Origin of the sequence: Nocardioides sp. (assembly GCA_037045645.1) — a bacterium.
Lineage (GTDB): Bacteria > Actinomycetota > Actinomycetes > Propionibacteriales > Nocardioidaceae > Nocardioides.
Map to the genome: position 1 here is coordinate 598,295 of JBAOIH010000001.1, position 20,258 is coordinate 618,552.

General features: G+C 68.1%; 22 protein-coding genes and 1 pseudogene. 16 read left to right on the plus strand and 7 right to left on the minus strand.

Annotated features, from left to right (window positions below; all coding sequences use genetic code 11):
* Positions 1-47: 47 nt before the first annotated feature.
* Together V9G04_02885 and V9G04_02890 are read right to left on the minus strand one after the other, a co-directional pair.
* Positions 48-1,214, minus strand: coding sequence for an MFS transporter (locus V9G04_02885; protein ID MEI2712250.1), 1,167 nt, complete (start codon positions 1,212-1,214; stop codon positions 48-50).
* A gap of 10 nt (positions 1,215-1,224) precedes the next feature.
* On the minus strand, positions 1,225-2,523 hold the full coding sequence (locus tag V9G04_02890; GenBank protein MEI2712251.1) for a citrate synthase: 1,299 nt from the start codon (positions 2,521-2,523) through the stop codon (positions 1,225-1,227).
* A 431-nt stretch (positions 2,524-2,954) separates the two neighbouring features.
* Between V9G04_02890 and rplM the strand changes: the two genes are divergently transcribed.
* The 7 genes from rplM to V9G04_02925 all read left to right on the plus strand — a co-directional run bounded on the left by rplM (position 2,955) and on the right by V9G04_02925 (position 7,819).
* Entirely contained in the window at positions 2,955-3,398 is a 444-nt protein-coding gene (gene rplM / locus V9G04_02895) for a 50S ribosomal protein L13 (protein MEI2712252.1), read from the plus strand.
* Between the two features lie 89 nt (positions 3,399-3,487).
* Positions 3,488-3,931: a 30S ribosomal protein S9 gene (rpsI, locus tag V9G04_02900; GenBank protein MEI2712253.1), complete on the plus strand. Its 444-nt coding sequence runs from the start codon at positions 3,488-3,490 to the stop codon at positions 3,929-3,931.
* A 21-nt stretch (positions 3,932-3,952) separates the two neighbouring features.
* Entirely contained in the window at positions 3,953-5,311 is a 1,359-nt protein-coding gene (gene glmM, locus V9G04_02905; protein MEI2712254.1) for a phosphoglucosamine mutase, read from the plus strand.
* 54 nt (positions 5,312-5,365) lie between these two features.
* The gene (locus tag V9G04_02910; protein MEI2712255.1) at positions 5,366-5,758 is read left to right on the plus strand and encodes a GNAT family N-acetyltransferase; all 393 of its coding nucleotides are present in this window, start codon (positions 5,366-5,368) and stop codon (positions 5,756-5,758) included.
* Complete coding sequence (locus tag V9G04_02915; GenBank protein ID MEI2712256.1) at positions 5,715-6,398, plus strand: hypothetical protein; 684 nt, start codon at positions 5,715-5,717, stop codon at positions 6,396-6,398. Before V9G04_02910 ends, V9G04_02915 begins: the two co-directional genes overlap by 44 nt.
* A gap of 2 nt (positions 6,399-6,400) precedes the next feature.
* Entirely contained in the window at positions 6,401-7,411 is a 1,011-nt protein-coding gene (locus tag V9G04_02920) for a GNAT family N-acetyltransferase (GenBank protein ID MEI2712257.1), read from the plus strand.
* A 54-nt stretch (positions 7,412-7,465) separates the two neighbouring features.
* Positions 7,466-7,819, plus strand: coding sequence for a DUF664 domain-containing protein (locus V9G04_02925; GenBank protein MEI2712258.1), 354 nt, complete (start codon positions 7,466-7,468; stop codon positions 7,817-7,819).
* A 24-nt stretch (positions 7,820-7,843) separates the two neighbouring features.
* On the opposite strand, the gene V9G04_02930 is transcribed toward V9G04_02925, so the two are convergent.
* Genes V9G04_02930 through V9G04_02940 form a run of 3 tightly spaced genes read right to left on the minus strand, consistent with a single transcriptional unit; the run spans position 7,844 to position 10,325 of the window.
* The gene (locus tag V9G04_02930) at positions 7,844-8,158 is read right to left on the minus strand and encodes a hypothetical protein (protein ID MEI2712259.1); all 315 of its coding nucleotides are present in this window, start codon (positions 8,156-8,158) and stop codon (positions 7,844-7,846) included.
* Positions 8,159-8,186: 28 nt separating this feature from the next.
* Positions 8,187-8,837, minus strand: a complete 651-nt coding sequence (locus tag V9G04_02935) for an LD-carboxypeptidase (protein ID MEI2712260.1) — start codon at positions 8,835-8,837, stop codon at positions 8,187-8,189.
* Between the two features lie 15 nt (positions 8,838-8,852).
* Positions 8,853-10,325 (minus strand): hypothetical protein, encoded by a 1,473-nt coding sequence (locus V9G04_02940; protein MEI2712261.1) that lies wholly within the window; start codon positions 10,323-10,325, stop codon positions 8,853-8,855.
* A gap of 354 nt (positions 10,326-10,679) precedes the next feature.
* On the opposite strand from V9G04_02940, the gene V9G04_02945 reads away from it, so the two are divergent.
* Complete coding sequence (locus V9G04_02945; protein ID MEI2712262.1) at positions 10,680-11,126, plus strand: organic hydroperoxide resistance protein; 447 nt, start codon at positions 10,680-10,682, stop codon at positions 11,124-11,126.
* A 15-nt stretch (positions 11,127-11,141) separates the two neighbouring features.
* Here the strand turns inward: V9G04_02945 and V9G04_02950 are convergent, their stop codons facing one another.
* Both V9G04_02950 and coaA read right to left on the minus strand, forming a co-directional pair.
* On the minus strand, positions 11,142-11,666 hold the full coding sequence (locus V9G04_02950; protein ID MEI2712263.1) for a hypothetical protein: 525 nt from the start codon (positions 11,664-11,666) through the stop codon (positions 11,142-11,144).
* 38 nt (positions 11,667-11,704) lie between these two features.
* Positions 11,705-12,706: a type I pantothenate kinase gene (coaA, locus tag V9G04_02955; protein ID MEI2712264.1), complete on the minus strand. Its 1,002-nt coding sequence runs from the start codon at positions 12,704-12,706 to the stop codon at positions 11,705-11,707.
* A gap of 41 nt (positions 12,707-12,747) precedes the next feature.
* On the opposite strand from coaA, the gene glmS reads away from it, so the two are divergent.
* The 8 genes and pseudogenes from glmS (at position 12,748) to tsaE (ending at position 20,255) form a co-directional block, all read left to right on the plus strand.
* A complete protein-coding gene (gene glmS, locus V9G04_02960) occupies positions 12,748-14,592 on the plus strand; it encodes a glutamine--fructose-6-phosphate transaminase (isomerizing) (GenBank protein MEI2712265.1) in 1,845 nt (614 codons plus the stop codon).
* Between the two features lie 17 nt (positions 14,593-14,609).
* Positions 14,610-14,963 carry a holo-ACP synthase gene (locus V9G04_02965; GenBank protein ID MEI2712266.1) on the plus strand — a complete coding sequence of 118 codons (354 nt, stop codon included), beginning with the start codon at positions 14,610-14,612 and terminating at the stop codon, positions 14,961-14,963.
* 102 nt (positions 14,964-15,065) lie between these two features.
* Positions 15,066-15,608 (plus strand): LysM domain-containing protein, encoded by a 543-nt coding sequence (locus tag V9G04_02970; GenBank protein ID MEI2712267.1) that lies wholly within the window; start codon positions 15,066-15,068, stop codon positions 15,606-15,608.
* Between the two features lie 88 nt (positions 15,609-15,696).
* A complete protein-coding gene (locus tag V9G04_02975) occupies positions 15,697-17,073 on the plus strand; it encodes an NAD(P)H-hydrate dehydratase (protein ID MEI2712268.1) in 1,377 nt (458 codons plus the stop codon).
* Between the two features lie 36 nt (positions 17,074-17,109).
* A pseudogene (locus tag V9G04_02980) lies at positions 17,110-17,577 on the plus strand (alanine racemase).
* Positions 17,578-17,626: 49 nt separating this feature from the next.
* On the plus strand, positions 17,627-18,256 hold the full coding sequence (locus tag V9G04_02985) for an alanine racemase C-terminal domain-containing protein (protein ID MEI2712269.1): 630 nt from the start codon (positions 17,627-17,629) through the stop codon (positions 18,254-18,256).
* On the plus strand, positions 18,253-19,350 hold the full coding sequence (locus tag V9G04_02990) for an alpha/beta hydrolase (protein MEI2712270.1): 1,098 nt from the start codon (positions 18,253-18,255) through the stop codon (positions 19,348-19,350). The genes V9G04_02985 and V9G04_02990 overlap by 4 nt, the downstream gene beginning before the upstream one ends.
* Complete coding sequence (tsaE, locus tag V9G04_02995) at positions 19,347-20,255, plus strand: tRNA (adenosine(37)-N6)-threonylcarbamoyltransferase complex ATPase subunit type 1 TsaE (GenBank protein MEI2712271.1); 909 nt, start codon at positions 19,347-19,349, stop codon at positions 20,253-20,255. Before V9G04_02990 ends, tsaE begins: the two co-directional genes overlap by 4 nt.
* Positions 20,256-20,258 lie beyond the last annotated feature (3 nt).

The following is a 20,258-nucleotide window of genomic DNA, read 5'->3' on the forward strand; positions in this document are numbered from 1 at the left end:
GGATACCGCTGGGGGTATTGCGAGATGTCGATCACAGCCGGCTCGCATCAGATAGCTCGCCCGCGCGAGTCGGCCCGGGTGAAGCCGACGGCACAGACCGCTACCGCGCACCCGGCGGCCATCACCGCCAGGGCGACCGGGAAACCGTACGTCGCGGCGATCACCCCCGCGACGACCGAACCCACCGCGGTGCCGGCGTCGAAGCCGATATTCCATCCGGCCGACGCCGCGGGCACCTGATGGGCAGCTACGGAGGCGAAGGCGACGACCAGTGTCAGGTTCTGCAACGCGCCGTACGACAACCCGAGCGTGGTGGCCGCAGCGACCAGGGCGACCGCATGCTCGGCGTGGATGGCCCAGGCGCAGGCAGCCGTCGCGACCGCGGCCAGGCCCAGCAGCGGAGCCAGGAACTGCCGCGCCCCGAGTCGATCGGCCACGGAGCCGATCAGCCAACGCGAGAGCGCCGATGTCGCGCCCAGCAGAAGCAGTGCCAGCGCCGCGGTCCCGGGGCTGGTGAACTGCGGTGCGAACGAGATGATCGCCCCGCCGGCCATCGTGACCGCGAACAGCACGAGGGTAGGTGCCACGATCGCCAGCAAGGCGCGCCGGCCCGGGGTCGCTTCGTCCGGATCGGGCCGGTCGTGGCCCCCCTCGAGCAGTGCTCGTCCCAGGCGCAAGGCGGCCGGGACGCCGAGCACCGGCAGCGCGGCGGTGAGGAACACCGGCGTGAAGCCCCACCGCTCGACCAGGGGCACCGAGGCGGGCAACAGCGCCAGGTTGGGGATCGCGACGCAGAGTCCGAACGCCCCGATCGCGGCGCCGCGACGTGCCGGCGGCACCAGATGCGCCGTTGCCGCCGAGCCGGTGACCGTCAAGATGCCGAAGCCCGCACCGCGTACGCCCGAGATCAGCAGGTTGAGGGCCAGGCCCTCGTCGAGGAGGTACGCCGGCGCGGGCGCTCCGAGAAGAAGCAGCCCGACACAGAGCACAGGCCCGGTTCCCCAACGGCGCAGCGCCCGCGGCACCAGCAGCTGCGCCAGCACCGTCGCGCTGAGCAGGACGCCGTTGACCAGCCCAGCGCCCGCCTCGCTGGCGCCTCCGTGCACGGCCCACAGTGGAGCGGTCGTGAGCAGCACGGCGTACCCACTGAAGCCGGTCACCGCGACCACGCCCAGGTCGGGCATACCGCGGTAGCCCCAGACGCTGCGGCTCAAGGTCTGGGCACTAGCTCCAGCGCTCGCTGGAGGGTGTGAAGTCGAGTGTCCGGTCCCCGGTGTAGATCTGCTTGGGCCGGGCGATCTTCTGCTCCTTGTCGGTGACCAGCTCTTGCCACTGCGCGAGCCAGCCCGGCGTACGCCCGATCGCGAATAGCACGGTGAACATCTCCGGCGGGAACTGGAACGCCTCGTAAATCAGGCCGGAGTAGAAGTCCACGTTGGGGTAGAGCTTGCGGGAGACGAAGTACTCGTCTTCCAACGCGATCTTCTCCAGCTCGAGCGCGATGTCGAGCAGCGGGTTGGTGCCGGTGACCTCGAAGACCTCTTCGGCCGACTTCTTGATGATCTTGGCGCGCGGGTCGTAGTTCTTGTAGACGCGGTGGCCGAAGCCCATCAGACGTTCGTTGCCGTCCTTCACGCCCTGCATGAAGTCGGAGATGTTGTCCTTGCTGCCGATGCGACGCAGCATCTTCAGAACCGCTTCGTTGGCGCCACCGTGCAGCGGGCCGTAGAGCGCCGCCACCCCGGCCGAGACGGCCGAGTAGGGGTCGACCTGGGTCGAGCCGACGGAGCGTACGGCGTTGGTCGAGGCGTTCTGCTCGTGGTCGGCGTGCAGGATGAAGAGCGTGTCGAGAGCGCGTACGAGCCGCTCGTCGGCCTCGTACTTCTGCTCACTCATCTTGAACAGCATCGACAAGAAGTTCGCCGTGTAGCCCAGGTCGTTGTCGGGATAGACGAATGGCTTGCCCTGTGCGTGCCGGAACGCCCAGGCGCCCAGTGTCGGCAGCTTGGCGATCATCCGGATGATCTGGATCTCGCGGGTGTGTTCGTCTTGGATGTCGCGCGCGTCGGGGTAGAACGTCGACAGCGCCGCGACGGACGCCATCATCATCCCCATCGGGTGGGCGTCGTAGCGGAAGCCGTGCATGAACGACTTCACGTTCTCGTGGACGAACGTGTGGTAGGTGATGTTGTGCACCCACTCGTCGTGCTCCTGCTTGGACGGCAGATGCCCGTTGATCAGCAGGTACGCCACCTCGAGGAACGTGGACTTCTCGGCCAACTGCTCGATCGGGTAACCCCGGTATTCGAGGATGCCCTTGTCGCCGTCGATGTAGGTCACCGACGACTTGGTCGACGCGGTGTTGACGAAGCCCGGGTCGTAGGTCGCCAGACCCGGTTCGTCCTCGGCTACCTTGATCTGCCCCAGGTCCTTGGCGGCGATCGTCCCGTCGGTGATCGGGATGTCGTACTCCTGACCGGTGCGGTTGTCCCGGACAGTGAGGGAGTTCGTGGTGTCGGTCACCTTCTCAACCTACCGAGCGCGGCCCGGCGTCGAAACCTGGGTGACCAGCGGACGGACCGAGTTACCCCTTCGGGTGTGTCCTCCGGTCCCGGCGCACTGCCACTGTGGATCCATGCGGCGCATCGTGGCCGCGAGGGTTGCGGCGACGAGGTCGACGGTCGCCGTGCCGCCCGTTTCCGGGGTCGGCGCGTCCGGGTCTCGGGGCTGGGCGCGCCAACTCCGACTTCGCTGATTTGGCCGGCCGCGAACGTACGCCGTAATCTGCTGGTCGCGACTTCTGCCGCTCCCGCACGTGCGCACGCAGGTGCGAGGGCAGACCCGTTGAGCCGCTCCCTCATCAAGGGCCGATCGATGGGCAGTGTTCGTCAGTCGTCGCTGCATTGCCCGGCCGGGTCCCCGGCTCGGGTTCCACGAACAAGTGAGGATGAGCCGTGCGCACGTACGCCCCCAAGTCCGCTGATATTCAGCGTGAGTGGCACGTGATCGACGCCGAGGACGTAGTCCTGGGCCGGGTCGCCACCACCGCCGCGAATCTGCTTCGCGGCAAGCACAAGCCGATTTTCGCCCCCAACGTCGACACCGGTGACTTCGTGGTCATCGTGAACGCGGAGAAGGTGGCGCTGTCGGGCAACAAGAAGACCACCAAGATGGCCTACCGCCACTCCGGTTACCCGGGCGGTCTGACCGCGACCCCGATCGGGGAGGTCCTGGAGAAGGACGCGCGCAAGGCGATCGAGAAGGCGGTGTGGGGCATGCTCCCGAAGAACCGCCTCGGTCGTCAGATCATCAAGAAGCTGAAGGTCTACTCCGGCCCGAACCACCCGCACCAGGCCCAGAAGGCCCAGCCGTTCGAGATCTCCCAGGTCTCCCAGTAAGCGACGAAGGAAACAATCAAGTGTCTGAGAACAGCACCGAGAACACCAACGTCGACGCCGAGGAGACCTACGAGGTCAACGAGGACGGCGTGGCGTACTCCTCCGAGAGCAGCCCGGCGGCCGACCCGGCCCGCCCCGCGACCATCGCCCCCGGCGCGGCCACCGGCCGTCGCAAGGAGGCCGTCGCTCGCGTCCGCATCGTCCCTGGCACCGGCCAGTGGCGCATCAACGGCCGCACCCTCGACTCCTACTTCCCCAACAAGCTGCACCAGCAGGTCGTGAACGAGCCGTTCACCGCGCTGCACCTTGAGGGTCGTTTCGACGTGATCGCGCGCATCCACGGCGGCGGCATCACCGGCCAGGCCGGCGCGCTGCGTCTGGGCGTGGCGCGTTCGCTGAACGCCATCGACGTCGAGTCCAACCGCCCGACCTTGAAGAAGGCCGGCCTGCTCACGCGCGACGCTCGCGCGATCGAGCGCAAGAAGGCTGGTCTGAAGAAGGCCCGCAAGGCGCCTCAGTACAGCAAGCGCTGATCGAGCAAGGCCTTCCTCCTCATGGGAAAGTCGCTCTTCGGCACGGACGGGGTCCGGGGTCTGGCCAACGGTGCACTCACCGCTGAGCTGGCCCTGGACCTTTCCGTTGCCGCTGCACATGTGCTGGCCGAGCGCGGCGACTTCGCCGGGCATCGTCCTGTCGCGGTCGTCGGGCGTGACACCCGCATTTCGGGCCAGTTCCTTGAGGCTGCTGTCGTCGCGGGCCTGGCATCTGCCGGCGTCGACGTCCTGCTGCTCGGTGAGCTCCCGACCCCGGGCGTGGCCTATCTGACCGACAAACTCGGTGCCGATCTCGGCGTGATGCTGTCGGCCTCCCACAACGCGATGCCCGACAACGGCATCAAGTTCCTTGCGCGCGGTGGCGTCAAACTCGACGACGAGGCCGAGATCGCTATCGAGGCGCGGATGAAGGAGCCCTGGCAGCGCCCCACGGGCGGCGACGTCGGTCGGGTCACGCATTACACCTCGGCAGTCACCGAATATGCCCAGCATCTGATCGGCACGACCACCAAGCCGCTTGCCGGTCTCAAGGTCGTGCTGGATTGTGCCGAGGGCGCCGCCTGGGCGGTCGGTCCGCGCGCGCTCGAAGGCGCCGGGGCCGAGGTCATCGCCATCCACGCCGCACCTGACGGGCTCAACATCAACGACGGTTGCGGCTCCACCCACCTCGGGCCGGTGCAGGCAGCCGTACGCGAGCACGGCGCCGACGTCGGCTTCGCAGTCGACGGCGATGCCGACCGCTGCCTCGCGGTCGATGCCGACGGCAACGTGGTCGACGGTGACCAGATCCTGGCCATCTTGGCGACTTCGCTGAAGGCCGGTGGGCACCTGCCCGACGACACGGTCGTCGTGACGGTGATGTCCAACCAGGGGTTCGTGAACGCCATGGACGAGGCGGGCATCAAGGTCGTCCGCACGAACGTCGGCGACCGCTATGTCCTCGAAGCGATGCGCAACAACGGTTTCGGCCTGGGCGGCGAGCAGTCGGGTCACGTGATCATGAGCGAGTACGCGACCACCGGTGACGGCCTGCTCACTGCGTTGCACCTGCTGGAGCGGATGGCGGTGACGGGGGAGTCGATGGCGTCCTTGGCGTCGCTGGTGACCCGACTGCCGCAGGTGCTGGTCAACGTGTCGGGCGTGGACAAGCAGCGTTTCGCCACCGACTCCGGACTTGTGGCCGCCGTCGAGGCCGAGGAAGTCGCGTTGGGCGACACCGGCCGCGTACTGCTGCGTCCTTCCGGCACCGAGAATCTGATCCGCGTGATGGTGGAAGCCGGCACTCCTGACCAGGCGCAGTCGGTCGCGGATCGGTTGGCCGACGTCGTCCGCGCTCGGCTGCCGCTGCCCAAGAGTTGAGTTGCCCCTCGCTTGGTGTTGAGTTAGGCCTCGCTTGGTGTTGAGTTAGGCCTCGTGTTGGAGATCGTGGAGTTGGACCCTCGCCACGACGCCGATCTGCGCGCCTGGCACCAGGTCTACTTGGCTGCGGAGGTCTTCGAGCGCGAGGCACCGGCGCCGTGGCAGTACGACGAACTCGCTGCCCAGGCACGTACGCCCAACCAATACCGCGAGCGCTACTTCCTGGGACGCGTGGACGGCGCTCCGGTGGCCTGCTCGATGGTCAGCAACGACACGTTGTCCAATCAGACGATCGGCGACCCGCAAGTCCATGTGCTGCCGTCGCATCGACGCCTTGGCCACGGGAGTGCGCTGCTGGCCCTCGCGGAGGATGCCGCGCGAAGCTTGGGGCTGCACCACCTTGATGGCGGAAGCGTCGTGGTCGTCCGATTCAGGGCCTTCGGGTGACGGGTCGCCGGGTCGTGAGTTTGCCCGGCGGCATGGCTATCGCCTTGGGATCGTCAATCACCAGCGGGAGTTGGCGTTGCCCGTCGATGGCGCGCTGCTGACCGATCTGTCGGACTCTGCCGCGCACCGCTCGGGTGGACATCGGCTGGTCGCCTGGACCGGGGCGGTGCCCGATGACATCGCCGAAGGAGTCGCGCGCTTGCAAGCGCTGGTGGGCACCGAGGCGCCCATGGGTGACTTGGAGTTCGAGGAGGAGTCGCCCGATGTCGACGCGATGCGCCAGCGTGAGGCCGTGCAGGCCGCCCAGGGGCGTACGAAGTACGGCGTCGCGGCCCTCTCGTCGTCCGGATTCGTCGCGGCGTACACCGATCTCGTCACCACAATCCACGAACCAGGGGTTGCCTATCAGTGGGGGACGCTGGTGGACCGGGAGCATCGTGGCCACCGGTTGGGCTTGGCGATCAAGGTCGAGAACGTACGCCGCCTCATCGCGGAGCGCCCCGACATCACCCGTCTCGTGACCTACAACGCGCTCGATAACCCGCACATGGTCGACATCAACGACCTGCTCGGCTTCGTGCCGGTCGAGTACCTCGGAGAATTCCAAAAGCGCCTCGGCCCAGCGACTGACAAGCTTTGACCGTGGACGTCTCCGTGCAAGTCGTGGACAAGCAGGACGAGGCCCAGTTGCGGGCCTGGTGGGAAGTCGGATTCGCCGCCACCGCGGATCGTCCGGGCGTGCCGTGGCCGCCGTGGGAGGTCAGTCGCCGGATGCTCCCGAAGGACAACGCCGAGCAAGACACCGAACTCGTCACGATCTCGGACGGTGATGTCGCGGTTGCCGCTGGCCTGCTCGTGTTGCCGCGCGTCGAAAACGTGCACACGGCCTTCGTCGATGCCTTCGTACGCCCGGACAGGCGTCGGCAAGGCCTGGGCAGCGCGGTCGTGGCTGCGCTTGAGTTACGCGCGAGTCAGCAGGCCCGGACCTCTTTGCTCGGGGAGGGTTTCGTCCCCACCGGTGGCACCGGGCCGGCCGAGGCGTTCGCCTCGGCCCATGGCTATCAGGTCGCGAGTCGAGAGGCGATCAAGGAGTTGGCCTTGGCGGACTTCGTGGCACGCCGCGAGTCCCTCAACACAGCCGTCGGCTCCGCGGCGCAGGACTACCGACTCGTCACCTTCGACACCGTCTGTCCCGAAGAGCACCTAGAGTCGTTCGGGCGCCTCCTTTCGATGCTGCTCGCGGAGATCCCGCTGGGTGAGCTCGACCTGACAGACGAGGAGTGGACGCCCGCGCGGCTGCGAGACGCCGAGGCACGCAATGTCTCGGTCGGCCGGCACGTGCTGACGGCGTTGGCATTGGCGCCGGACGGTTCGGTCGCGGGATCGTCGGACGTACGCGTCAACGACGATCACCGCGAGAATGGTCAGGTCGGGATCACGCTGGTCGATCCGGCCCACCGCGGGCACCGGCTGGGCTTGGCTCTGAAGATCGCGACCCACGATCTGCTCATCTCGACCTATCCCGAATGCGAGACCGTGGACACCTCGAATGCCGAGGTCAACACGCACATGAATGCGGTCAATGAGCAGTTGGGCTATCGCTCGATCGAGACGCTGCTGGAGTTGCACAAGCGCGTACAGTCCGACGCCTAGCGTGAGGGGCATGAACGAAGACAGCCGGATGAGTAGAAATCCGCTCTGCTCCACATGGAGCAGCGCTGGTTCGTCTGGGGCTTCCTCGGCGACGAGGTCGCCGCGCCGTGGGGTGACTGGACTGTCGACGACCCCTCGGTGGAGTCGGGACCAGTTGTGCCTGTGTGGCATGTCGAAGAGGGGATCGAAGCCGAGGTCATCGCTGCGCAGTTGCGAGCAGTGGGACGGCGAACGCGCCAGACCCTTCTCGTCGATGGCCTCGGACAACGTGCCGCGGTCGGGGGCCGCTTCACCGACGACCCACCTACCCTGGAGTGGATTTGCTTCCACGTCCTGGCGGAGTACGCGCGCCACGCCGGGCATCTCGACATCGTCCGCGAGTTGAGCGCAACGCCAACGCTGCAGTGATGAGTGGCTGGCTGAGGTGCCCGTTCAGGCGTAGTGCGCGGTGAGCCGCTGGGTCACGCCATCGACGGTGACCTCGCCGCCGTAGGGCAGCACCCACTGGGGTCGGGTGTGGCCGAAGGGAACCCCGACCACGACCACCGCATCAGGGTTGTATTCGTGGATGGTTCCGATCGCCGCCTCACGCTGATCGACGCGCGCCTGAGCGCGCTCGGCCGGTGATGGCATGACCTCGAAACTGGACGCGGGCGGTCTGGCGATCACGACCGCATCCACGGCGGCGAGGATCCCGCGCTCGCCCAGCGAGCGGGTGATCCAGGCGAACTCGCGGGCGGGGATCAACTCCTCTGATGACTCAAGCGGCCAGCCGTCAGCACCCACTGGATGACTTCGATGCAGCCGCCCACGTACCGCAGGTGACGGCGCGTCTTGGTCCGGCCCCGGTCCACGGTTCGGTCGGCTCACGGTCGCCGAACTCGGTCAGCGCCTTGGGGTCCTGCCAGTCCCGGCCGAAGTCCTCCGACTCGCCGGGCTCGGTGATCTCCAACGATTCGGCGGTCAGCAACGCGGCGCGCAACGACTGGGCATAGATGTCGTCCACGGCCGGTCCGGGCCCGAGATGGACTTGAGTCGAGCCGCCGTGGAACGCGCTCACACCGTGGGTCCAGAACCAATTGAGGATGTTGGTGTTGTCGCTATAGCCCAAGAACGGTTTCGGATCGGCCCGCAGCAGATCCGCGTCGAGGTGCGGCACGACCTTGATCTGATCCTCGCCGCCGACAGTTGCCATTAGGGCGCGGATCTCCGGATCGGCCAATGCCGCGTTGAAGTCGCGAGCGCGCTCTCGTGGCGACGCCCCGAGCTGGCGCGTCGTGGGGTATTCGACAGGCACGAGCCCGGTGATCTCCGTCAGCCGCGACATGGCTTGCTCGTGGAGCTTTGGCGCAACCGCCGGGGCAGCAAAGGACGGAGAGAGCACTGCGACCTTGTCGCCCGGCTCAGCCTTGCGCGGTGACTGCATGGCGACCAGTCAACCTCACGCCATCGGGTAGAGGTCGACGCCTTGGGGTGCGTCGTAGATCATCTGGGCGTGTTCGGGGTCGATGCGGCGGGTGCCGGTGTGGTCGACGAGGATTCCGAGGCCGTGTGGGGTGAGCCAGACGTATCTGCCGTCGCCAGCTTGTCTGGACTTGTATCCGGCATGTGTTTTCCACCGGTGATGACGCCTGCCCAGAGGCCCGCTGTTGTGGGTGCCGGTCTGCCCGGGCGAATCTCGACCGTCTTCACCGTGTTGGTAGGGGGTGGGGTGGTCGTAGTCGACCTTCCGCGAGGTCGAGGTGGCCCAGGGCCAGTAGTCCCCGCCGGTGATCAGATGGACGCGTTCCTTCAACGCTTCGGGGTGCTCGTACGCGGTGGACCGGACCCGGTCGGACAGGTCCAGCACCGGCTTGACCGTCACGTCCGCACGCCCGAGCAGGCTCTGGAGTTGAGACAGGGTGTGCGGGCCGAGTCCTTCGACCCGGGCGACACCCGTGGTGCCGTTGAGGGCGGCCTGGTGGAGGTGGACGTAGAGGACGACCTTCGGTGCCAGCGGGGTCAGGTCCAGGCTCTTGAGTGCAGCCAGGAGGTCGGCGGGGAATGCCAGTGAGCGGGTGAGGTGGCCCGGACCGTCCCCCACGACGGCGTCGCCGAGGTCGAGGACGGCATCGGTCTCCGCGTCGGTGTCGGCTGGGTCGGGGGTGGTGTGTTCGAGGAGGAGTTGGAGGAGTTCGGTGGGGCGGGCCAGCCACCCGAACGCCACCGCCCGGACTTCATCCACGCCCGCGTCGGGCATCGACGGTTCGAGGATGTCGGCGACCCGGGCGATGACGGCGTCGACATAGACCGCGTCGCCTGCCTCCACGCGGGCGATGATCGTGCGTAGCCCGTACTCGTCGGTGCGGCCCAGCCCGACGTAGCGGCGTTGCTTCTCGGCCTCTACACGGGCCTGGTGGGCCTCAGGGTCGGCCTCGATGATCTTGGCTTCGGCAATCTCTAAGACCCGGCCAGCGGATTCGCGGTCGATGACCCTCGCGATCGCGGCATCCACGACACCGACCCGGTCGAGTGGGAGGCGGCGGGAGAGTTTCGCGACCCGCCTCGCGACCCACACTTCAGCCTCACCGGCCACACAACGCCGCCACACCCGCGGCAGCCGATGCTGCAGGTCCAGCACATCCGCCAGTGCGTTGCGGGTGGCGGTGTCCCCGGTGCCGCGGGCGATCGCGATCTCCCCCAGGCTGAAGTCCTGCACCGAAGGCGTACCCTCGCCACCGACCTGGACCAGCACATCACCCAGGATCCGGGCATGCCGCCCGTACGGCCCGTCCGTCGGGTCGGACGCGTGCAGGCCGGCCCAGTGCGCGAGCACCTCCAGATCCGCCACCTCAGCCAACCTGCGCGACCGCACCGCGCCAGTCGCGGCAGCCAACGTGGCCGCCGCATCCAATGCGCTGAGATCGGGATTCATAACCATCACGCTAGAGCCGACCACCGACACTCAGACGCCCGGAAGACCCTCATCCACAAGGCAAAACGAGGTCGTTACCCAGTCGTGACGTGGTTTCGAGACGCGCGCAACGCGCGCTCCTCAACCACCGGGAACGACGCCCGGTTCCGAGCCCTTCGAGCCCTTCGAGCCCTTCGAGACGCCGACTACGTCGGCTCCTCAGGAACCAACGCCGACTACGCCGCCTCCTCAGGAACCAACGCCGACTACGTCGGCTCCTCAGGAACCAACGCGCGCTCCTCAACCACCGGGAGCTGCGGCCTCCCCAACGACTGAGCTCGACGCCAGCCACCGGACCATGGCTAGGGTCGAAGGATGACCAACACACCCAGCGAAATCGTCTACACCGCCCGCGCCACCGTCAACGGCGGACGCCGCGGCGGACACGGCAAGACCGACGACGGCCAGCTCGAGGTCGACCTCCAGGCTCCCAAGGAGATGGGCGGTCCGGGCGGCGGCACCAACCCCGAGCAGTTGTTCGCGGTCGGGTACGGCGCCTGCTTCACCGGCGCCCTCGGCCTGGTCGCCAAGAAGGAGGGCGTCGACACCTCCGGCGCCGTCACCGAGGTGGCGGTCGGGTTCGGCCCCGAGGGCGAGTCGTTCGGCATCACCGCAGATCTGACCGTGACGATTCCCGGCGTCGACGATGAGACGGCGCAGCGCCTCGTGGACGCAGCCCACCGGGTCTGCCCCTATTCGAAGGCCACCCGCGGCAACATCCCCGTCACCGTGACGGGAAAGGGGACGGGCACGGGTGCCTGACCGAAGATAGCCAGCTCAGCAGCGCTTCTTCTTGGGCAGCTTCTGCGTCCCCGTCGGCTCGAGATTCCACATGTAGCCATTGCGGTAGTTGCCGAGAGTCGCATAGACGCCGTGCACGACGTCGCCAGCCTGGGGCGGCTCGTACGTCGAGGTCCACTGGAGGAAGCGACCACAACTGTTCTTGCCCTTGCGCTTCTTGGTGGTCCGCGAAGACGTGGCGTAGATCGATCCGTTGAGGCTGCGATAACTCAACTTGAAGTTGTCGTGCACGGGGCTGGTGTCGAACCCGCGCGCCTTCTTGCACGCGGGCAGAGTCTTGGTGAAGACCCGCAACTTCAGGTAGTTGGCCGTGCCGTATTTGATCTGCATGCGACAGTCGGCGATGGCGAAGGACGGCGTCCACTTCTCCATCGGGGCCTGGTAGTGGGCGCCGTCCCCGTCTGCCGCGACCGCACCGTTCGCAGTCGGCATGACGACGGTCGACAGGGGTGCAACGGCCACGGCGAGTAGGGCCGCGCTGGCAAGTAGTCGTCTGGTCATTGTGCGACCGTGCCCCCGCTGCCGCCGGAGCAAACGAGTCACTGCTTGCGCAGTCGGACCCAACTCACCGCATGATCGTCGCCCTTGCGCAGCACCAGTCGTGCCCGCGAGCGCGTGGGGGTGATGTTCTGCCGCAGGTTGGGGCCGTTGATCGTGTCCCAGATGTGTTCGGCGGCGGCGATCGCTTGGCCGTCGTTGAGCGAACCATATTTCGCGAAGTACGACGCCGGGTCCGCAAACGCGGTCTCGCGCAGGCGCAGGAACCGCTCGACATACCAGCGCCGGATCGTCCTCTCGGAGGCATCGACATAGACCGAGAAGTCGAAGAAGTCCGACACGGCCAGTCCGGAGCGCCCCGACGCGTCGACCCGTGCGGGTTGCAGCACGTTGAGTCCTTCGACGATCACGATGTCGGGACGCTTGAGGACGCGCGCCTCCTCGGGCACCACGTCGTACGTCAGGTGCGAATAGTGCGGCGCAGAGATCTCGTCTCGCCCGGATTTGATGTCGACGACGAACTTCAGCAGAGCGCGCCGGTCGTACGACTCGGGGAAGCCCTTGCGGTGCAAGATCCCGCGCCGCTCCAACTCGGCGTTGGGCAGCAGGAAGCCATCGGTGGTGACCAACTCGACGTTGGGATGGGCGGGCCAGCGGGCCAGCATCTGCTGCAGTACGCGAGCCGTCGTCGACTTGCCGACCGCGACCGAGCCGGCGACGCCGATGACGTACGGCGTACGTCGCGGCAGCGGACGGCGCAGAAACCTCTCCTGCTCGCGATAGAGCCGACCAGCGGACTCCACGCGCAGGGACAGCAGCCGCGACAGCGGCAGATACACCTCGCGCACCTCGTCGAGATCCAACGAGGTGCCCAGACCGCGGAGTCGGTCGATCTCGGTGGGAGACAGCGGAGTCTCCATGCCCCGCGCGAGCGCCGCCCAGGCCGCACGGTCGAGTTCGACATAGGGCGACTCGCTGCCCACGTCCTTGCTCACGGGATCCTTGAGCGGTGGCTCAGGAGGGGCAGAGCCGGGGGTCGCCATGAGTGCGATTCTTGCAGCCCGCGAGCACTAGACTCGCGCCCATGTGCGGAATCGTGGGTTATGTCGGTCACCAGCAGGCGCAAGGCGTGGTGATCGAGGGGCTTCGGCGCCTCGAATATCGAGGGTACGACTCGGCGGGCATCGCGTTGGTGCACGAAGGCGACATCGCCACCGACAAGAAGGCCGGCAAGCTGGCGAATCTGGAGAAGGAGATCGCCGAGTCCCCGCTGCCGCCCTCCTCGACCGGCATCGGCCACACCCGCTGGGCCACCCACGGCCCGCCGACCGACCACAACGCCCACCCCCACCTGGGCCGCGAGCGCCGCCTCGCGCTGGTACACAACGGGATCATCGAGAACTTCGCCGCGCTGCGGGGCGAGTTGGAGACTCACGGCCACACGATGCTCTCCGACACCGACACCGAGATCGCTGCCCACCTGCTTGAGATCGAACTCGAGAACGGGTCCGATCTGACCACTGCCATGCAGGTGGTGTGCCGTCGCCTGGAGGGCGCCTTCACGCTGGTCGCCGTGGACTCCAAGGACCCCGAGCGCGTGGTCGCCGCCCGCCGCAACAGTCCGCTCGTCGTAGGCCTGGGTGAGGGCGAGAACTTCCTCGGGTCCGACGTCGCGGCCTTCATCGAGCACACCCGCGATGCCCTCGAACTGGGGCAGGACCAGGTCGTGACCATCACCGCCGACGGGGTGAGCGTCACCGGGTTCGACGGGACTCCGGCACAGGGCAAGCCCTACCACGTCGACTGGGATCTCTCGGCAGCGGAGAAGGACGGCCACGACTGGTTCATGCGCAAGGAGATCTACGAGCAGCCGCGCGCCGTCGCGGACTCGCTGCTGGGCCGGCGTACGGAGTCCGGTGCCCTGCGGCTGGACGAGATGCGGCTGTCGGAGGAGGAACTGCGCTCGGTCGACAAGGTGATCGTGGTCGCGTGCGGCACCGCCTTCTATTCCGGCCTCGTCGCCAAGTACGCCATCGAGCACTGGTGCCGCATCCCGGTCGAGGTCGAACTCGCCTCCGAGTTCCGCTACCGCGATCCGATCCTGACCAGCGACACCCTGGTCGTGGCGATCAGTCAGTCCGGCGAGACCGCCGATACCTTGCAGGCCATCCGGTACGCCCGCGAGCAGGGCTCGCGCGTGCTCGCGATCTGCAACACCAACGGCTCCACGATCCCGCGTGAGTCCGACGCGGTGATCTATACCCACGCCGGGCCCGAGATCGGTGTCGCGTCCACCAAGGGCTTCTTGACCCAGGTCGTCGCGTCGTACCTGCTGGCGCTGTATCTCGCGCAGGTCAAGAACACTCGCTTCGGCGACGAGATCGCCGAGATCCTGGACCACCTCGATCGGATGCCCGAACACATCCAGTCCGTGCTCGATCAGGACGAGGCGATCTATGCGCTCGCGCGCGAGTACGTAGGCGCCAAGACGGTGCTCTTCCTGGGCCGGCACGCCGGCTATCCCGTGGCGCTGGAGGGAGCCCTCAAGCTCAAGGAGATCGCCTACCTGCACGCGGAGGGCTTCGCGGCCGGTGAGTTGAAGCACGGGCCGATCGCGCTGATCGAGCCAGGGCTGCCCGTGCTGTGCGTGGTGCCGCCCAAGGGGCGCGACCAATTGCACGAGAAGATGGTCTCGGGCATCCAGGAGGTACGTGCGCGCGGCGCTCGGACGATCTGTCTGGCCGAGGAGGGTGACCAGGACATCACCCCGTACGCCGACGTGCTGATCCGACTTCCGCGGGTGCCGGTGCTGTTGCAGCCCCTGGTGGCGACGGTGCCGCTGCAACTCTTCGCATGTGAACTCGCCTCGCAGTTGGGACACGACGTCGACCAGCCGCGGAACCTGGCCAAGTCGGTCACGGTCGAATAGTCGCGAAGTAGCACCCAGTGGCAGTCGTCGGCATCGGGCTGGACCTGGTGGACATCGACCGCTTCGCCGAGTCGTTGACGCGTACGCCTCGACTGCGTGAGCGGCTCTTCACACCGCAAGAGGCGTGCCTGCCCGACCACTCCCTGGCTGCTCGCTTCGCCGCCAAAGAGGCCATCGCGAAGGCTCTCGGCGCGCCGCCACAATTGGGCTGGCACGATGCGGAGGTCGTCTGCGACGACACCGGGCGCCCGCACTTCGTACTCCGTGGGACGGTCCTGGCTCGCGCGGACCACCTCGGTGTGGTCGGGGTGCACGTCACGCTGAGCCACGACGGTGGGATGGCTGCGGCGATGGTGGTCCTGGAGTCCTGACGCCGACTATCGCGGCCGGTGACCATGGGGGATAAGTTGGGCGCTGCCGCCGCCGGTGGCCCCGGCCAGCCGGGACAGAAGATGACGAGAGGTTCTCTTCCCATGGGACTCATGGACAAGATCAAGGACGCCTTCGACGGCGACGACGACAAGCCGGCCACCTCGACCACCGACGCCCCGGTCGACCAGGCGCCTGAGGCCTCGGCTGAGGAGACCCCCGCTCCCCCCGACGGCGGTGCCACCGCGAGCGACAGCCCTGCGGTGCAGGACATCCTGGAGGCGCAGCGCGACACCACCGGCGGCGCGTCCGCGAGCGCGAGCCCGGCCGTGCAGGACATCCTGGCCGCCACCGAGGAGCGTGAGGCCGAGGAGGCCCGCGAGGAGCGCAAGGCCGAACGGCAGGAAGCTCGTGAAGAGCGTCGCGAGGAGCGGGAGCAGGAGCGCAAGGAGCAGGAGCGTCGCGAGGCCGCTGCCGAGCGTCGCGAAGCTCAGCAGCAGCAGACCTACACGGTGAAGTCCGGCGACACCCTGGGCGAGATCGCTGCCCGCTACGGCGTCAACTACATGGACATCGCGCGGCTCAACAACATCGAGAACCCCGACCTGATCTTCCCGGGTCAGGTATTCAAGATCCCGAAGCACTGATCCGGCTTTCTGCGTGGCCCGTCCCCTTCGCATCATCGGGGTCGGGCCACGACACGTTCCCGCCAGGGACGCGTTCTAAGTTGGGTACATGAGGCGCGCCCATACCGTTGCCCAGGTCCGCGCGGCAGAGCAGGCTGCGATGGCAGTCCTGCCCGACGGTGCGTTGATGCAACAAGCCGCTGCGGGGCTGGCCGCCGCGGTCTCCCGATTCCTGGGGCGGACCAATGGGGCGCGGGTGCTGCTGTTGGTCGGCTCCGGTGACAACGGCGGTGACGCTCTCTTCGCAGGTGTGCGACTGGCGAGGAGGGGGGCGTACGTCGAGGCGGTGCTGCTGGCCCCGGCGCGTGCGCACCAGGGCGGGCTGACTGCCTTCGAGGCCGCGGGTGGGCGTGTCGTCGCCACTCCGCGTCGACCGGACGTCGTGGTCGACGGAATCGTGGGGATCGGCGGAGTCGGTGGCCTGCGACCGGATGCCGCGGCGCTGGTGGACAGCCTGCGCGGCGTCCCGGTCGTCTCTGTCGATCTTCCGTCGGGGGTCGACTGTGACTCCGGCGAGGTCCACGGGGCCCACGTCGTCGCCGACCTGACCGTTACCTTCGGCACGCACAAGGTCGCGCACCTGGTCGATCCGTCGGCTCGCGTGTGCGGCACGATCGAACTGATCGAACTCGGCCTGGATCTTCCCGAGGCGGCGGTGGTCGCCCTCCAGGCCGAAGACGTACGGCGGTTGCTGCCGCGGCCCGAGACGGCCGCGCACAAATACACCCGCGGGGTCGTCGGTGTGCGTACGGGTTCGGCCGACTACCCCGGAGCCGCCGTCTTGTCCGTCGCCGGGGCGAACTGTGGACTGGCCGGCATGGTCCGCTATGTGGGGACCGCTGCCGACGACGTGGTGCGGGCGCATCCCGAGGTCGTCGCCGGTGCCGGTCGGGTGCAGTCCTGGGTGGTCGGCTCAGGCGGGGGCCAGGACGCGGCCGGCGCCCTCGAAGCCGCCCTCCAGGACGGTGTGCCCGTCGTGATCGACGCCGACGCGCTGAGTCACCTCGGGGCGTACGACCTCTCGAACTGCGTGCTGACCCCTCACGCGGGCGAACTCGCGGCGATGCTGCACGTGGAGCGCGCGGTCGTCGAGTCCGCGCCGTTGCAGCAGGTACGTGAGGCTGCGGCACGCTGGGGATGCGTGGTGTTGCTGAAGGGCCCGCACACCCTGATCGCCGAGCCCTCCGGCTCGGTCTTCGCCAACACCACCGGCACCTCGTGGCTGGCTACCGCGGGTGCGGGCGACGTGCTGGCCGGATTGATCGGGTCGCTGTTGAGTGCGGGCCTCGCTCCGGCTGAGGCGGCGGCGGTGGGCGCCTGGTTGCACGGCGCATCGGCCAGTCAGGCAGCGACGCGGCGTACGTTGACCGCCGGCCCTGTCGCCGCCGAACTGCCGCGGTTGATCGCAGCCATGCTGCGCGCCTGAGTCCCCGTCGCGGCCAGTCTTTGCCATGATCTGCTCGTGAGCCCCCGCGCCGAGATCGTTGTCGACCTTGCGGCGTTTCGACACAACATCGCCTCGCTGGCCGAACTCGTCGCTCCCGCCAGGCTGTTGGTCGTCCTGAAGGCCGATGCGTACGGTCACGGCTTGCTCGAATGTGGCCGCGCGGCGCGCGAGGCTGGCGCCGGCTGGCTCGGAGTCGCCACGCTCGACGAGGCGATGGCGTTGCGTACGGCCGGCGACACCGGGCGGCTCTTCGCCTGGCTGACCGTGCCTGGGGAGGACCTCGCGAGCGCGCTCGACGCGGACATCGATCTCGCGGCCTATGGTGTGGACCAACTCGACGAGATCGCACTGACCGGGCGACGGGCCCGGGTGCACCTCAAGGTCGATACCGGGATGGGGCGCGGGGGAGCAGCCGAACCCGACTGGGCCGCCTTCTTCGCTCGCGCGGGCGAACTGGCCCGCGAGCACAAGATCGAGGTGGCGGGCATCTGGAGTCACTTCGCCGCGGCCGATGCTCCCGTGGATCCGCTGAATGACGCCCAGGAGAACAAGCTTCCGGCGCGCATTGGCGTTGGCCGGCGACCATGGGATCGAGCCGGAGACCCGGCATCTGGCCAACTCGGCAGCGTCCATCCTGCGCCCGTCCAGCCGGTTCGATCTGGTCCGCTGCGGACTGGCGACGTACGGCCTCGACCCCGCACCGGGACACCTGCCCGCCGACCTCGACCTGCGACCGGTCATGTCCGTGCGGACGAGTCTGGTGATGCGCAAGACGATCCCTGCGGGTGGCGGAGTGTCGTACGGACACACGTGGACAGCGCCCCGAGAAACGCCCGTCGGGCTGGTGCCGCTGGGCTATGGCGACGGCATCCCGCGCCACGGCTCCTCGCGCGCCGAAGTCATGGTCGCCGGGGCCCGGGTTCGGGTGCTGGGCAGGATCTGCATGGATCAATTCGTCGTGGATCTGACGGGGGTGGCTGCCGAGCGCGGGGCGCAGGTGACTATCTTCGGGAATGGAACGGCCGGGGAACCGACCGCTCAGGACTGGGCCGAGGCCTGCGACACGATCAGCTATGAGATCGTCACGCGGACGGGCGGACGCCTGGTGCGTAGACAGACCGACTCGGGGGCCACGACCGGAGGTGACGACGAGTGGGTGTGAAGAGCAAGGTCCTCGGAGTCGCGAGCGCAGCGGCGGGCGTTGCCGGTGCTGCCGCCGCGGCCAGGATGATCAACCAGCGCGCCCACATCACGCACCGTGACGTCGGCGACGACACGCCTCTGGGCTCCGTACGCTCCGCGCCCATCACCGTGGTCGCCGATGACGGTCTCCGACTGCACGCCGAGATCGACGAACCCGAGAACGCCGAGACCAGGCCGCCGGTGACGGTGGTCTACATCCACGGGTTCTCGCTCAACCTGGACTGCTGGCACTTCCAGCGGGCGGGGTATCGCGGCCTGCTGCGCTCGGTCTTCTACGACCAGCGCTCCCACGGGCGGACCCAGCGCTCCAGCGCCGAGCACTGCAACATCGAACAACTCGGCACCGACCTGGTGCGCGTACTCGACGACCTGACCGGGGACGACCGAGTCGTCCTGGTCGGTCACTCGATGGGCGGCATGACGATCATGTCGCTGGCGGAACAGCGCCCCGATCTCTTCGGCTCCAAGATCGTCGGAGTCGCGCTCATCGCCACGACCGCCGGCGGACTCGACCCGGGCCGCATCCTCTTCCCGATGCTGCCCGCCGGGATCGGCGGCGGCGTGATCGACCGGCTCGTCTCGACCCTGTCGAGGGGCTCCTCGACCGTAGACCGGTTGCGCCGCTTCGGCCACGACGTGGCCTCGGCCGTCATCGACGCCTATGCCTTCGGCAGCGACGTTCCCCAGTCGTACGTCGATTTCGTCTACGGAATGCTGGACATGACTCCGTTCGCGGTGGTGGCCGACTTCTTCCCGGCGTTCGCCGCGATGAACAAGTGGGAGCACCTGGAGCCGCTGGCCCGGATCCCCACCGCGTTGATCTGCGGCACCGGCGACAAGATCACCGCCATCGGCCACAGCCGCAAGCTGCACGCCCGGATCCAGGGTTCGGACCTGCTCGAATGCGAGGGCGCCGGTCACATGGTGATCATCGAACGGCACAGTTCCGTCAACGACGAGCTGGACTCCCTCTTCGACCGCAGCGTCGAGTACGCCCTCACCCGACCGTGGGAGCCCCGTCCGGCGGGCCAACTCCCCGCAGAGCCCGCGTGACCTCAGTTCGCCGGGTGGGTCCCGAGGCGGCCGACGAGGTGCTGGCAGTCGTACGTGAGGCTTTCGGCAGCCGGCCGCAACTAGATCCGCCCGCGGACGCGCTTTCCGACACACCCGACTCGATCGCCGCCGCTCTGGCGCATGGGGGTGGGCTGATCGTGGAGGTCGACGGCCACGCGGCGGGCGCGCTGCTGCTCGATCCGCAGGGCGACACCACCTTCCTGCGTCGCGTCGGCGTGCTGCACGAGCACCGCCACTCCGGCGTCGCCTCGACCCTGGTGCGGGCGGCTCTCGAAGCCGCCGCCGGTGCTGGTCGTGTGGTCGTGCTGGCCCGTGAGGAGCTGCCCGCGACCGTGGAGTTCTGGGTTCACCAGGGTTTCACCGAGGTCGCGCGAGACGCCCCCTACGTACGCCTGGAGCGGGCCGGGGTCCTCGCATACGACGTGCCCGATGCCGAGGCGATGCGAGACCTCGGCCGTGATCTGGCCACCCGGCTGCGCGCTGGCGATCTGGTCGTCCTCACCGGCGGGCTCGGCGCGGGCAAGACCACGTTGTCCCAGGGAATCGGCGCCGGCCTGCGGGTGCGCGGCGACATCACCTCGCCCACCTTCGTGATCGCGCGCGTGCATCCGTCCCTGGTCGACGGACCGTCGCTGGTACACGTCGACGCCTACCGCCTCGGTGGCATCGACGAGTTGGACGATCTCGACCTGGAGGCTTCGCTCGAGGATGCGGTCACGCTGGTCGAGTGGGGGGCGGGTCTGGCGGAGGGGCTGGCGCAGTCTCGACTGGAGGTGCGCATCGCGCGGGCTGAAGGCGCCGAGACGACCGAGCATCTCGACCCCCGTCGGGTTTACGTCGGCGGAGTGGGCGCGCGCTGGCTCACCGCTGGTTCCGACGGCTGACAC